Source organism: Georgenia daeguensis (assembly GCF_039537705.1).
GTDB classification, from domain to species: Bacteria; Actinomycetota; Actinomycetes; order Actinomycetales; family Actinomycetaceae; genus Georgenia; species Georgenia daeguensis.
On sequence record NZ_BAABBA010000106.1, the window covers coordinates 1 to 511 of the forward strand.

A 511-nucleotide genomic window follows, 5' to 3' on the forward strand; every position below is an offset into this window, starting at 1 on the left:
TACCTATGCGTCTTACACCGTGTAATACGCCCTGCTATGCCGCCCAAATTCAGTCTGACAGATACGCCAACCGGTAAGACAACGTCCGAAACCAGTCTTACCGAAACGGAAACAGGTAAGACAATGCCCGAAATCAGTCTTACCGAAACCAGTGCTGGTAAGACAGCCAACGAATCAACTAGTGCTGACCATCTTATGGTGGGTAAGGCCGGTAATAAAGGGGGACGCCCGCCCAAGCCGGTCAGCACCACGGCCGTCACCTGGTCCGTACGGGGGGTAGAGCGCGAAACACGGGCCATGTTAGAGAAAGCGGCAACTCGCGCCGATAAGACGCTCGGGCAGTACTTCAATGACGAGGTGCGGGCATTTGTCCAAGGGCAGCTTCGCCAAGGGGAGGCCCCGCAATTGCCGGCGAGTCCCCGCGACTTGCAGGCGCAGGTGGAGCAACTGACCCAGATGGTAGAGGGCATTGCGTCCCGGTTAGCCGAACCCGCCCGAAAGAGCCTCTGGC

Annotated in this window: 1 protein-coding gene; it reads left to right on the forward strand. The window is 58.3% G+C overall.

What is annotated here, in order from left to right:
- Positions 1-123 precede the first annotated feature (123 nt).
- Positions 124-511 (forward strand): hypothetical protein (locus tag ABD774_RS21625; RefSeq protein WP_345045865.1); only part of this gene is annotated, 388 nt, incomplete at its 3' end.